Annotated in this window: 9 protein-coding genes and 1 pseudogene; 8 read left to right on the top strand and 2 right to left on the bottom strand. The window is 48.9% G+C overall.

Annotation, left to right across the window (positions count from 1 at the left end; translation table 11 throughout):
* The 3 genes and pseudogenes from rnhB to tilS all read left to right on the top strand — a co-directional run.
* Positions 1-106 (top strand): annotated as a pseudogene (gene rnhB, locus ACRCZA_RS04540) (ribonuclease HII); the annotation flags it as partial.
* A gap of 114 nt (positions 107-220) precedes the next feature.
* Positions 221-3,694 carry a DNA polymerase III subunit alpha gene (gene dnaE / locus ACRCZA_RS04535; protein ID WP_438673283.1) on the top strand — a complete coding sequence of 1,158 codons (3,474 nt, stop codon included), beginning with the start codon at positions 221-223 and terminating at the stop codon, positions 3,692-3,694.
* Positions 3,695-3,803: 109 nt separating this feature from the next.
* Positions 3,804-5,189: a tRNA lysidine(34) synthetase TilS gene (gene tilS, locus ACRCZA_RS04530; protein WP_438673282.1), complete on the top strand. Its 1,386-nt coding sequence runs from the start codon at positions 3,804-3,806 to the stop codon at positions 5,187-5,189.
* A 154-nt stretch (positions 5,190-5,343) separates the two neighbouring features.
* Here tilS and dgcS read toward each other — a convergent pair whose 3' ends face one another.
* Both dgcS and cspE read right to left on the bottom strand, forming a co-directional pair.
* The gene (gene dgcS, locus ACRCZA_RS04525; protein WP_438673281.1) at positions 5,344-6,243 is read right to left on the bottom strand and encodes a diguanylate cyclase DgcS; all 900 of its coding nucleotides are present in this window, start codon (positions 6,241-6,243) and stop codon (positions 5,344-5,346) included.
* A gap of 566 nt (positions 6,244-6,809) precedes the next feature.
* Positions 6,810-7,019 (bottom strand): transcription antiterminator/RNA stability regulator CspE, encoded by a 210-nt coding sequence (gene cspE, locus ACRCZA_RS04520; RefSeq protein WP_011790010.1) that lies wholly within the window; start codon positions 7,017-7,019, stop codon positions 6,810-6,812.
* A 286-nt stretch (positions 7,020-7,305) separates the two neighbouring features.
* Here cspE and ACRCZA_RS04515 point away from each other — a divergent pair, with 286 nt between their 5' ends.
* The 5 genes from ACRCZA_RS04515 to ACRCZA_RS04495 all read left to right on the top strand — a co-directional run.
* Complete coding sequence (locus ACRCZA_RS04515; protein WP_438673280.1) at positions 7,306-7,545, top strand: hypothetical protein; 240 nt, start codon at positions 7,306-7,308, stop codon at positions 7,543-7,545.
* A 20-nt stretch (positions 7,546-7,565) separates the two neighbouring features.
* Positions 7,566-9,395, top strand: a complete 1,830-nt coding sequence (locus ACRCZA_RS04510) for a DUF885 domain-containing protein (protein WP_438673279.1) — start codon at positions 7,566-7,568, stop codon at positions 9,393-9,395.
* A gap of 244 nt (positions 9,396-9,639) precedes the next feature.
* Positions 9,640-12,864, top strand: a complete 3,225-nt coding sequence (locus ACRCZA_RS04505; RefSeq protein WP_438673278.1) for a DEAD/DEAH box helicase — start codon at positions 9,640-9,642, stop codon at positions 12,862-12,864.
* A gap of 129 nt (positions 12,865-12,993) precedes the next feature.
* A complete protein-coding gene (locus ACRCZA_RS04500; RefSeq protein WP_438673277.1) occupies positions 12,994-13,746 on the top strand; it encodes a phosphatase in 753 nt (250 codons plus the stop codon).
* A 57-nt stretch (positions 13,747-13,803) separates the two neighbouring features.
* On the top strand, positions 13,804-13,997 hold a 194-nt coding region (locus ACRCZA_RS04495), incomplete at its 3' end, for a sugar nucleotide-binding protein (protein WP_438673276.1).

Here is a 13,997-nt window from a genome sequence, read left to right as displayed (position 1 = left end):
TAAGGGCTATCCTACTCAGGCCCATTTAGCGGCGATAGCTGAGCATGGTGTTTTTGAGCAATATCGAAAAAGTTTCAAACCCGTCAAGGCAATACTTGAGGGCTAAGGCATCTTTTTTGCCGACACGCCCTTAGGATGCAAAGTCTCTGGCCGTCAGTGCGCGACTTTGCTAGGCTGCTTTTAGTGATTGTTAACCTGCTATTCAAAGATAAAATTAATTATGCCCGATCCTCGTTTTGTGCATCTGCGTGTTCACAGTGACTTTTCTATGTCCGATGGCGTCGCCAAAGTCAAACCCATTTTGGCCCAAGTCGAGGCCCTCGGAATGGCTGCGGTCGCGCTTACTGATCAAAATAACTTCTGTGGACTGGTCAAATTTTACAGTGGTTGTCATGGTCTGGGGATAAAGCCCATAATCGGTGCGGATTTTTGGATGCAAGTACCTGGATTTGATGGCGAATTATGCGCCTTAACCATCCTTGCGATGAATAATGTGGGTTATCAAAATCTCACGCAAATCATCAGCCAAGCTTATTTGCGTGGGCAGGTGGCGGGTCGGGTGGTGATCGATCAGGAGTGGCTCATCCAGTATAACGAGGGGATCTTATTGCTCTCGGGGGCTAAAGAAGGCGACATGGGTAAAGCCTTGCTTAAGGGCAATAATACTCAGGTCAATTCCCTCTGTGAGTTTTATCAAACCCATTTTCATGACCGTTACTTTCTTGAGCTTATCCGCACTGGGCGCGCCGATGAGGAGCGTTACCTGCACATGGCGGTGGCGCTGGCCGAGGAGAAAGGTTTGCCGGTGGTGGCGACCAATCAGGTGGTCTTTTTGCAGGCGGAGGATTTTGAAGCCCACGAAATTCGGGTGGCTATCCACGATGGTTTTACCTTGGCCGATCCCCGTCGCCCTAAAAAATACAGTGAGCAGCAATACTTACGCAGCGAGCAGGAAATGTGCGAGCTATTTGCCGATATTCCTGCAGCGTTATCGAATAGTGTCGAAATCGCTAAACGCTGCAATGTCACCATTCGCTTATACGAATATTTTTTACCCAATTTCCCCACGGGTGAGATGTCCATCGAGGACTTTTTAATCGATTGTTCGAAAAAGGGCTTAGAGGAACGTCTTGAATTTTTGTTTCCCGATCCCGAAGTGCGCGCTAAGAAACGCGCTGAATACGATGAGCGCCTCGATATTGAACTCAAAGTGATCAATCAGATGGGCTTCCCGGGTTACTTCTTGATCGTGATGGAGTTTATCCAGTGGGGTAAGGATAACGGCATTCCTGTGGGCCCTGGGCGGGGTTCGGGAGCGGGCTCGCTTGTGGCCTATGCCTTAAAAATTACCGATTTAGATCCCCTCGAATTTGACCTGCTGTTTGAGCGTTTCTTAAACCCTGAACGGGTGTCGATGCCCGACTTTGACGTCGACTTTTGTATGGATAGGCGCGATGAGGTGATTGATCACGTGGCCGAATTATACGGTCGCGAGGCGGTATCGCAGATCATCACCTTTGGTACCATGGCGGCCAAAGCCGTGATCCGCGATGTGGGGCGCGTTTTAGGGCACCCTTACGGTTTTGTCGATCGCATCTCAAAGCTTATCCCGCCAGAACCCGGGATGACACTCGCCAAAGCCTTTGAGGTCGAGCCTGCGCTGCAGGAATCCTACGATGCCGATGAGGATGTTAAAGATCTTATCGACATGTGTCGTAAGCTCGAAGGTGTAACCCGTAACGCCGGTAAGCACGCGGGTGGGGTGGTGATCGCGCCCACCAAAATTACCGATTTTGCACCGCTGTATTGTGATGCTGAAGGTAAAAACCCCGTTACCCAATTTGATAAAAACGATGTCGAAACCGCAGGTTTAGTTAAGTTTGACTTTTTAGGCTTAAGAACGCTCACCATTGTCGATTGGGCACTGGAAATGATCAACAAGGTGGAGGTTAAGCATGGCCGGCCACCAGTGCGTATTGAGGCCATCCCTTTAGATGATCCTGCCTCTTTCCGTTTGCTGCAACGCTATGAAACAACAGCAGTATTCCAGCTCGAATCCCGCGGTATGAAGGATTTGATTAAGCGCCTGCAGCCCGACTGTTTCGAAGATATGATCGCACTCGTGGCGCTGTTCCGCCCCGGGCCGTTGCAATCGGGCATGGTGGATAACTTTATCGAGCGTAAACACGGCCGTGAGGAAGTGTCTTACCCCGATTCCCAATATCAGCATGAATCCTTAAAAGAGCTGCTCTCGCCAACCTATGGCATTATTTTGTATCAAGAGCAGGTGATGCAGATTGCTCAGGTGTTATCGGGTTATACCCTCGGCGGCGCTGACATGCTGCGCCGAGCGATGGGGAAGAAAAAGCCCGAAGAGATGGCCAAACAGCGCAGCATCTTTAAGGAAGGGGCGATTAAAAACGGGGTCGACGGTGAATTGTCGATGAAGATCTTCGATCTCGTGGAAAAGTTCGCCGGTTACGGTTTTAACAAATCTCACTCCGCGGCTTATGCCTTGGTGTCCTATCAAACGTTATGGCTAAAAACCCATTATCCGTCCCAATTTATGGCGGCGGTAATGTCGGCGGATATGGATAATACTGACAAAATTGTCACGCTGGTTGATGAATGCGAGCGGATGGGGCTGACGTTAATTCCACCGGATGTGAATAAAGGCCTGTTTAAATTTACCGTCGATGACGATCTACGTATCGTTTATGGTATTGGCGCCATTAAGGGCGTGGGTGAGGGCCCGGTTGAGTCGATTTTGGAGGCGCGTAAGGACGGTCCCTTTGTTGATTTGTTTGATTTTTGTGCCCGTATCGATCTCAAAAAACTCAATAAGCGCGTGATTGAAAAACTCATTTGTGCCGGCGCCTTAGATGCCCTTGGCCCGCACCGCGCGGCGATGATGGCCACCTTACCTGAAGCCATGCGCGCCGCCGAGCAGCACGCCAAGGCTCAGGCCATTGGCCAGCATGACATGTTTGGCTTACTCAACAGTGAGCCCGAGGATAGCAAACAACAGTTTGTGGAGTGCACTCCATGGCCGGATAAGATTTGGCTTGAAGGCGAGCGCGAAACCTTAGGGCTGTATTTAACTGGCCACCCAATTAATCAATATCTTAAAGAGCTTAAGCATTACACTTCGGGGCGGCTTAAGGATGTGCACCCCACCGAACGGGGCAAAACCGTGAAGGCCGCCGGTTTGGTGGTGGCGACGAGAGTGATGCTCACCAAGCGCGGTTCAAAAATGGGCCTATTGACCTTAGATGATAAGAGCGCGCGACTGGAGGTGATGTTATTTACCGAAGCGTTTGAGAAATTTAATCATTTGCTGGAAAAAGACCGGATCCTTATCTGTGAAGGTGAGGTGAGTTTCGATGATTTTGCCGGTGGTAACCGCATGACGGCGCGCAATATTATCGATATTAGTGAAGCGCGTAGCCATTTTGCTAAGGCGCTGGAGATCGATTTGGCGGCGGCGCAATTATCGCCCGCGGCGTTAGACAGTATCGAACAAGCCATGACGCCCTGGCGTAATGGCGCCGTGCCGGTACTGATTAACTACAGCCAAGCTGAGGCTCGTGGCCAATTTAGGTTAGCCGACAGTTGGCGGGTGAATCCGACGGATGAATTAGTTTTTAGCCTCGAGTCCATACTTGGGCCCAACAAAGTGCGCATTGTGTTTTAGAGTGCGTGTTTTAAAGTGTGAATTGTGTTTTAGGATGCCCTGCGGGCTAATAAGGCCCGCGCCTTTGCGTTAACATTAAGATTTAACAAGAATTATCTAAGGATAATGGATGTCAATCCCGTTGCTGTGTCGCCATGTCAGTGCTTTTTTAGATTCACTTAAGCTCAATGCGGGCAGCAAGTTAGTGCTGGCTTACAGTGGTGGTGTCGACTCTGAGGTCCTAGCTTTTGGCCTGAGTGAGTATGCCAAGCAGCACCCCGAGCTTAATTATCAATTGGTTTATGTGCACCATGGTTTGAGCGCGAATGCCGATGCATGGGCTAAGCATTGCTGCGCCCGGGGGCAGGTGTATGGCTTGCCCGTCACCATTGAATATGTCTCAGTGGTTGCGCGCGCGCGGGAGAGTCTGGAAGCAAAGGCGCGTGAATTACGCTACCTTGCCTTAGCGCAGCACCTCGGCCCGCAGGATTACTTACTCACCGCTCACCATGAGGATGATCAACTCGAGACCATTTTGCTTGCCCTGAAACGAGGACAGGGGCCAAAGGGACTGGCAGCCATGGGGCAAATTCAGCCCTTAGCCATGGGGACTCACCTACGGCCATTATTAGATGTGAGCCGCGAGCATATTGAAGCCTTTGCGAAACAGCAGCAACTTGTACATATCGAAGATGAAAGTAATCAAGATGATAGGTTTGATCGTAATTTTTTACGCTTGGACATTATCCCCCGATTAACCGCACGCTGGCCCAGTATTGCCAGCACCGCGAGTCGCAGCGCTTATCTGTGTGCTGAGCAGCAGAGCGTGGTTGACGATGTCGTCGCTGAGCATTTACCACAGTGGCTTGCCACCGCGGCTTATAGTCAGCAAAGGGTATTGCAGCTTGATGGATTTGCAGCGCTCAGTCCGCGCTGGCAATGCTTGTTAGTGCGCGCCTTTATTGAGTCTCAGGGCTTTGCTTTACCCTCCTTGGTGCAGCTGAAGGAATTGATCCAGCAAATGGTGCATGCAAAAGAGGATGCCAAGGTGCGGATGCGGATCGGCGATTATGAGCTGCGCCGCTTTGCTAAGCAGTTATATGTGGATAGCGTCGCACCGGTTAAGACGTCACTGGCGCCAACCACGCTCACGCCCCACGCTCTTGCCCCGCTAAGTCAGGGGCAGCCGGTGAAGATCCCTTTGTCCGAAGGGCAATTACTGCAGCTCACCCCTTGCCAACAGGGGCCGCGGCTAAGGTTACCCACATTAGATGAGGTGGTGAGTATTCGCTATCAATTGCCGGGGCAATTACGCTGTCATCCTCACTATCGCAGCATGGGCCGCGAACTTAAAAAATTACTGCAAGAATCGGCGGTGCCACCATGGTTGCGCGCTCAGGTCGGCTTTGTGTTTTACAATGAACAACTGGTCATGGCCATTGGCCTTTGGATTGAAAAGGCGTTTTGCGCCCAAGAAGGCTCTTTGGGGATACAACAAACTCTGTTTAAAATCTGAACAAGGATGAAGATCTGATGCAGCTCTGGCCAAGGAACTGGCACTGACCCACTTTTCGCAAACGATGACAGCAGTGCAGCGACGCGGCACTTGCCTTGGGGCCTCGCGTTGATATCGGCCTCGCGGTAGCCTCAGTTATTTGAGGATTCGCCCATCATGCCACATTGGGGCGAAGCGGTTGGAGCGTAAAGCCATTTCGGCCCGCAGCTTTAGCTTGATACAGGGCATTGTCGGCTAGCTCATAAAGCTGCTCGGCCGGCAGGCAAGCGCTGGCCTCGGCGGCCCCTAAACTGCAACTCACACCAAACTGGCTAAAGCTATTATGCTGATTGACGGCGCTGACTATCCGCTGACACAGTAACCCTGCCGCTTCAATGCTCCCTTGCACTATGATCACAAATTCATCCCCGCCGATGCGAAAGGCCTGATCAGTACTGCGAATATTGCCGCGAATGATGTCGCCAAATTCCCGTAAAATGTAATCGCCACACTTATGGCCAAATTTATCATTGAGTTGTTTAAAGTGATCTAAATCCAACACCACCAGCGAAATCACTCCCTGCTTGCGATGGGCTGTAGCGATTGCATGCACAATACTTTTGCTATAGTAATGACGATTGCCAAGGCCGGTTAGCGAGTCGAACATGGCCTGCATCGACATTTCTTGATATTGCAGTGCATTGAGCAGTGGTTGCAATAACAGTGGTTCTAGCTCCTGTAACGTGGCCACTTGGGATGGCGTTAAGGGGCTAATCAGCTGATATTGCAGGCATAGCGCTTTAGCACCGTGCATCAATTGCCGTGTAAGCCCAATACCATAACGTCGCCCCCAGTTTAGGGTGTAGTCATCTTTAGTCAGCCGGATCCCTTGGATCGGCAAATATTGGCCGAGCACCTTGCCATAACAGGCAAAGACCGTCCTCGGATCTAAGCTTGCATGTAGCTGTTGAATAATGTGCACTAGGTTTGGTGGCGTTGGGGACTCTGGCCACTGTACCTCGCTCTGGTAACGGTATTCCTCTGGAGATAACGCCGTCGCTAGTCCAAAGTCCATAATAATTACTCCAGCAAAACAAATTGCAGTACGTCGTTTAAACCAATCATAAGCAAGTTATATGCCGCAATACTTATCCTCGGGAGGTTTTTGTTTAATTCATTGTTTGCGTTTTTTTTGACAGTGTTTGGGCGTGTCGATGTTGAGGTCAGTGGCTATATGTATCTGGGGCGGCTAAGGATATGGAGCGATTATAGGGCTAAGGGCTAACCTGGGAGAACACGAGCGGATGATTGGCTTTAAGGCGTTTGCAAGCAATTAATAAGTGAGCAAAGTCTTAGTCTGACTGCGCTAGCGTATTAGCTAGTCACTTTAACTTATTGGTGGACACATGTAACATGCCAGAAATTTGACGGTGTCAGATGAGCATTGGAGCGTCACACGAGGTGGGTCATCTATGTACTTTTAGCTGATGCGGTGTCACTGATGGAAGGGGACAGGGCGGCAAGAGGTGAAAATGCGACGCAGAGGAATAAAATTTTTCCAATAAAAATGCCGACTTAGTGTCGGCATTTATGTCTGCAATGTATTATGCGGTTAATCTTTCTCTTGCGAGATAGGATTAATTACAGCACAACCACGTTTGCAGCTTGAGGACCTTTTTGGCCTTGTTCGATATCAAAAGAAACCTTTTGACCTTCACCAAGGGTTTTGAAGCCTTCTGAAACGATTGCGCGGAAATGAACGAATGCGTCAGCGCCACCATTGTCAGGAGAAATGAAACCAAAACCTTTTTCTTCGTTAAACCATTTAACTACACCAGTAGTTTTAGACATGAATGTCTCCAAAATTTTCAAACAAAATAATTCGCAATTATGCGGGAACTTAGCCAGAAATAGAATTATTTACATTGATGATAAGTTATGAGTGGAAAGCTTCATGACAACAACAAATACAGGTGCAGCGAAGGTTTTCAAAAACATAATATTGCTTATAAATAGGTCTGAATCACAGGCCGGACTGCAGGTTAACACACTGCGGCATTTTGTATAGTTTTATTTTTAACCGAAGGACGAAGAACGGTGGTGTTTTTAAAAATATTTGAAAATAAAACAATTTTTAATGTCACAGATTCAACAGGATAGCTATTTCAGCTTCAGAAAGAATCTCACAGAATTATTTTTTTATAAATTGTCTCCCCAAGGGCAATGCATCATGTGGTGGCAAGCTTACCGCGAGAGTGAGGTTAAGGGCATGTCAACTGCAGCGGTAGAGATGTGCAGCGTTATTGATTTGTTGTCAAAAAGTGATAATAGTATTGCCGCCAATGTGGGGCTTGAGCGTTATTGCTCCCAGCCATAATCAAACGTGAGGATACACACTTGAAAACAGGATTAAAACGGATTGGGCTTGTGCTGTTGCTGCTTCTGCTGTTATTGACCGCATTGGCAGCCCATGAATGGTATGCAAAGCGGCCTTTCTTCTTTAGGGCTTTTTTAGATAGAAGCGTGACTAAAATGGCGTTTGAAAGTCCAGAAACGCTGACGTCCCTTGGCTTTTTAGAATCCCTAGGGATCAAAGGGCATAATGCCAAATTAGATGATGGTAGCCCAGCGGCCTTAGATAACGCTTTTACTGAGGCTCGCCAATTAAGGGATACCTTACTGACTTACCAAGATGCCGATTTAGATGAAAATCAAAGGATTTCTAAGCAGATTGCCCTTTATTTAATTGATTTTTCGCTCGCGGCAGAGCCTTATCGCTATCATAACTATCCAGTCAATCAATTGTTTGGGGTGCAAAACGGTTTCCCAAGTTTTATGCAGGCGCAGCATCAAGTGCATTCAGTTACTGATGCAGAGCATTATTTAGCACGGTTAATTGCGGTAAAAACCAAGTTTACTCAGACCCTTGAAGGCTTAGCGTTGCGCGAGGCTAATGGGATTATTCCGCCTAAATTTGTGATTGAGCGGGTGTTAACCGAGATGACACAGTTTATCGCCACACCAATCCCTGACAATATTTTGTATGCCTCCTTTAAAACTAAGCTAGCACAAACAGATATCAGCACCGCCGAGCAGGAGCGCTTACTGAGCCAAGCACAGGCTAATATCACGCAATATGTGTATCCCGCCTATCAATTATTGATTGATTACTTTACCCAATTGCAAGGGAAGGCGAGCACCAACGACGGTTATTGGGCATTACCCCAAGGGGAGCTTGCCTATGAACAGTTATTGAAATTTTTTACGACCACTCACTACAGCGCCGATGAAATTCATGCCAAGGGCTTAGCCGAAGTCAGCCGTATCCAAGCCGATATTATGGCGATCCTTGGCGCTCAAGGTATCGATGTTAGCCAAGGTTTTTCGGTGGCGATTGAAGCGTTAGCGGCCAAGCCTGAGTTTTATTATGAGGACAGTGATGCAGGTCGTGCGCAAATTCTTGCAGATTATCAAACCATTCTCGATGAGGTGAATGCAGGCTTAGATAATGCGTTTCGTATTCGGCCTAAGGCTGGCATGGAAGTGGTGCGGATCCCGGAATTTAAAGAACAAACCGCGCCAGGGGCTTACTATCAGCAACCCGCAATCGATGGCAGTCGTCCGGGCCGATTTTTTGCCAATCTCTATGATATTAAGGCCACGCCTAAATATGGGATGCGCACTTTGGCCTATCACGAGGGGATCCCTGGCCATCATTTTCAAGTGGCTGTCGCCATGGAGTTAGAAGGCCAACCGCTGATCCGCAAAATGGCTCCTTTTACTGCTTATATCGAAGGTTGGGCGCTTTATAGTGAATATTTAGCTTGGGAGCTGGGGTTCCAAGGCGATCCCTTTGATAACGTTGGAAGGTTACAGGCGGAGCTGTTTCGCGCCGTACGGTTAGTGGTGGATACCGGTATTCATCATCGCCGTTGGAGCCGTGAGCAAGCCATCGATTATATGAAGAAAAATACCGGGATGTCCGATCGCGATGTGATCGCAGAAATTGAGCGCTACATAGTCATGCCTGGCCAAGCGACGGCCTATAAAGTGGGGATGATGAAAATTCTCGAGCTCCGGGAAAAGGCGAAATTGGCGCTTGGAGATCAGTTTGATTTACGGGATTTTCATGATGTAGTGCTTAAAAATGGCGCGGTACCCTTGGATATTTTGGAGACCCTAGTCAACGGTTATATTGCTGATACACAAAGTAAAACTGCATCATAAATCCGAATGCCATGCTGTAGCCTAGTTAGCAATGGGGGCGAGCTGAGCTCGCCCCCGTTGCACACGCATTTTGCTCTGCCTTGCTAGCTAACATTCGCGCGAAAGCCAGTATTGCGGCGCTGCGCTAAATGGTGGTGTGCGCCGCTGCGTTCAATACAATTCTGTTAAGCCCTCGATAAATGTCTGTAAGCAATAGCCATCTATTGTTATTCTAGGTGTTTTTTGTCGTTCCAAGGTTTTGCTGATGAATCGTTTGTCCCCTCAAGAACCGATTAAATTGACTCAAACTGCACTTGAGTCCTTATTCACGCCACCTACGTTAATGCGAGCGCGTGATTATGTTATGAAGGGGCGCGTGCTCAGTGTGAAGGCCAACGCGGATTTTCGCCATATTGAAGGGGAAGTGAGCGGCACAGAGCGCACCCCCTATCGTCAGGATATTCGGCTGGTCAGTATTCACCATCGATTACTGATGACGGGATTTTGCTCCTGCCCTGCAACGGGTCATTGCAAACATATTGCGGCGGTCCTTTACAGTTTGCTCAGTGATAAAACCGTTGAGGATCAACGTATCACCCAGTGGCTCCATTTACTCGATGAGGCCGATAACCCTAAGCTCCATGATGTGGATACGCTTTATGAAGATAAAGTGCTGTACGTGTTATCAAAGGATGACCACGGGATTTTTATAGAATTACGGCGGGGAAAATTAGCGAAAAAAGGGGGATTTAATAAAGGCTCAAAAATTGCCCTTTCGGATGTGCAATATTACATGCCCGCTTGGATTGGCAGCGAAGATGTGCTGATCCTTAATTTACTGTTGTCCGCTCGGCGCCATGGGGTGTCACGCCTCTATTTAAAGGGCACTTCCGGAGGGCAGGCGTTGAATAATATGCTCGCCACTGGCCGATGTTTTTGGGAAGAAAGCCGTATTCCCTTTAGCCAAGGGGATGCCATCAGCCCGCGTTTTGTGTGGCAGGACATCGATGAGGACCATAAACAACTGCGCCTCGAGCTGAGCGAATGTGACAACTGGGAGCTGATCCCCACCGTGCCACCCGCTTATATTGCCCTCGATTATTTTAAGATTGGCCCCCTTGATACTGAGATGAGTATCGACAAATTGGTACTGTTAACGCAGATGCCCCCGGTCCCGTGCTCACAATTAGAAGCGGTAAGCCTGCAGTTGACTAAGCATTTTCCGGCTAACATAGTGCCCATGCCCCTTAATCTGGATGTCATCGAGTGCCATGCGCCCTTGACCGTCAGGTTAACCCTCGGCAGTTATCCGCTGGCGCAGTTTGCCGCGCCCCAACCTTTAGTCTTGCTTGAATTTGTTTATCAGGAGGTGGTGCTTAGCGGCCGCCATGTTCCACAAGCGATATCCCTTGTGACCCAAGGGGAGATCCATTATCAGGTGACGCGTCAATTAGTCTTAGAAAATGAGGCGACGAATCGTTTAATGGCATTAGGGTTTATTGCCCTTGAGCCCTCGCAGCTGCGTAATGGAGATCCTTCAACCAGTCTGTGGACCTTAGGCCCTCTTCCTGAGTGCATTGAGCCGTGGTTCGCCTTTATCGAGCGCGGCGTGCCTGCATTAGCGGCACTGGGCTATCAAGTGGATTACCGCGACGATTTTAGTTTGAATGTGAAAGATACTCCCTTAGCCATCGAGCTTGATGATAGCCAAGATGGGTGGTTTTCTCTGTCACTCAATGCCGATATTGAGGGGCAAAGTATTCCGATGTTACCGTTAATTGCCGCTTGGCTAAGGCAACACGGAGAGCCTAACGATGACGCCCAATTGCTGCTTCCAAGCCCTAATGGCGACTGGCTCAAGGTGAAAGCCAAAACGATTAAGCCGCTTTTCAACATCATCCTTGAATTATTTGATGGCCACAAAGGCAACAGTGTGAGCTTGCCTAAGTACCGCGCCCACTTACTCAATGAGTTTACCCAGAGTGAGATCAGCCTGTTACAGGGGGAGAGGGTGCGCAACCTTGCCCAAAAATTGGCGCAATTTAAGGGGGTTGATGAAGTAAGCCCGTCTTCACAGCTTAAGGCCGCGCTGCGCCACTATCAGCAGCAAGGATTAAATTGGCTCTGTTTTTTAAAGGAATATCAGCTAGGCGGCATTTTGGCCGATGATATGGGCCTCGGTAAAACGGTACAAACTTTGGCCTTTTTACAAAAGCAGCACGAACTTACCCCCAAGGGCGTGCGCTCACCAAGCCTTATCATTTGTCCGACCAGCTTAGTCGGCAACTGGGCGAAAGAAGCGGCAAAATTTACCCCAAACTTAAAAGTGGTGGTGATCCACGGGGCGCAGCGTCAATCTTTGCTTGGCAGCTTAAGCCAATACGATATCGTGGTGACGACCTATCCCTTAATGGTGCGGGATCAAGAGTATTATCAGGCGGCGCACTTTGCGCACATTATTCTCGATGAAGCCCAGCAGATTAAAAATGCTCAGGCGAAGGTGACGCAAATCATTAAGGGCTTGCCGGCGGCGTTTAGGTTATGTTTGACGGGCACCCCCCTAGAAAATCATTTAGGTGAGCTTAAATCCTTGATGGATTTTTGTTTGCCAGGCCTGTTAGGTACCCAGAGCTATTTCAATAAAACCTTTAAAAACAGCATTAAACGCTATGGTGATGTCGAAAAGGCGGCACTGCTCCGTGAGCGGATTGCCCCCTTTGTGCTGCGTAGGACAAAGGAGCAAGTCGTCACCGAGTTACCAGCCAAAACCGAGATTTTGCAGAGTCTAGAGTTAGAAAAGGATCAACGTAATCTCTATGAAAGCATTCGCCTAAGCATGGAAAAAAAGCTTAAGGAACTGTTTGCGCGTCAAGGGGTGGGCAGCAGCCATATTGAGTTTTTAGATGCCCTGCTCAAGTTGCGTCAGGCTTGTTGCGATCCCCGCTTGGTGAAGTTAACTCAAGCCCAAAAGGTTAAAAATAACGCCAAGCTCAATTGGCTGACACAAAATTTACCTGAAATGGTGCAAGAGGGGCGTAAGATATTAATTTTTAGCCAATTTACCAGCATGCTGAGTTTGATTGAGGCCGAATTACAAGCCTTAGACATCGATTACAGTAAGCTCACCGGCCAGACGCGCCTGCGCCAAGCGCAGATTGACAAATTTCAAGAGGGTGATACCCCCGTGTTTTTAATCAGTTTAAAAGCTGGCGGTACAGGCCTTAACTTGACCGCCGCCGATACGGTGATCCATTACGATCCTTGGTGGAATCCCGCCGCGGAAAAACAAGCCACCGATCGCGCCCATCGCATTGGCCAAACCAATCCAGTGTTTGTCTATAAGCTGATAGCCGAAGGCACAGTAGAAGAAAAAATCCAAGAAATGCAGCAGCATAAGCAAAGCTTAGCCGACAGTATTTTTGAGGGGAAAGGCAAGGGCGTATGGCAAGGCAGCGCCGATGAGTTGCTATCCCTGTTTAGTGGCGCCTAAGCCATCGGTTGAGATGTGTGTAAATAATGTGCTTGCGGGAATGAGCGTGATTGTAAGTGTAAGTGTGATTGTAATTGTCAGTATGATAACGAGCATGCGCCTTGGCGCATGCTTTGACTGAGGTGAACTATGCAATATCAAGTCGACATCCATACCCATACCGTGGCATCGAGCCATGCCTACAGTACCATTCACGATTATCTCGCGGTGGCTAAACAAAAAGGGATCCGCCTGTTTGCTACCACAGATCACGGCCCCGCGATGGCCGATGCTCCCCATTTTTGGCATTTTGTTAATCTGCGGGTCTTACCGCGGATGGTGGATGGCGTGGGGATTTTACGTGGGATTGAGGCCAATATTAACAATTGCGCCGGTGAGATTGATTATTACGGCGAGTATTTATCGCAGCTTGATATTGTGCTTGCGGGGTTCCATGAGCCGGTGTTTCCTCCCTCGGATAAGGCCAACCATACCGAGGCGCTGCTCAATACCATTAAAAGTGGCAAAGTCGATATCATCACTCATCCGGGAAACCCCGCGTATCCTATTGATATTGATGAGGTAGCCAGAGTGGCAGCCGAATACGGCGTGGCCTTGGAAATCAACAACTCCTCCTTTGAAGTCTCCCGTAAAGGCAGTGAAGCCAATTGCATCGCCATTGCCGCAGCCGCTAAAAAATATGGCACGTTGCTGGTGATGGGCTCCGATTCCCATGTGGCCTTTAGTTTAGGGAATTTTGATCGTGCTAAGGCCATTATCGATGCCGCAGGCTACCCCGAATCGCGTTTACTCAATCGCAGTCCTGAGGTGTTATTGGCTTTTTTAGCGGCGCGGGGCCACGATAGTGTTAACGACTTAATCTCGCTGTTTGAAGAAGTGTAATTAATGCCGCGCACTTGCCCGCACCGAGATATCCCGTTAATGGAAAAATAACGCTCTATGTTCCCAACTGTGCTCATTACCGGTGCCGATAGCCAGCTTGCCAAGGCGCTACTACGCACTCAATGCGTTGCTAAGGCGCAAAGGCTTATTCCCTTAAGTCGGGCGCAGCTGGATATTTGCGATCCAGTGGCGCTGGCAAGGGCCTTTAACCAATACCAGCCCGATTGGGTGATCAATTGCGCCGCCTATAA

Origin of the sequence: Shewanella sp., from assembly GCF_051658185.1 — a bacterium.
Lineage (GTDB): Bacteria > Pseudomonadota > Gammaproteobacteria > Enterobacterales > Shewanellaceae > Shewanella.
Note: the sequence above shows the minus strand (reverse complement) of the source record. Positions and strands in the feature narration are given on the sequence as shown.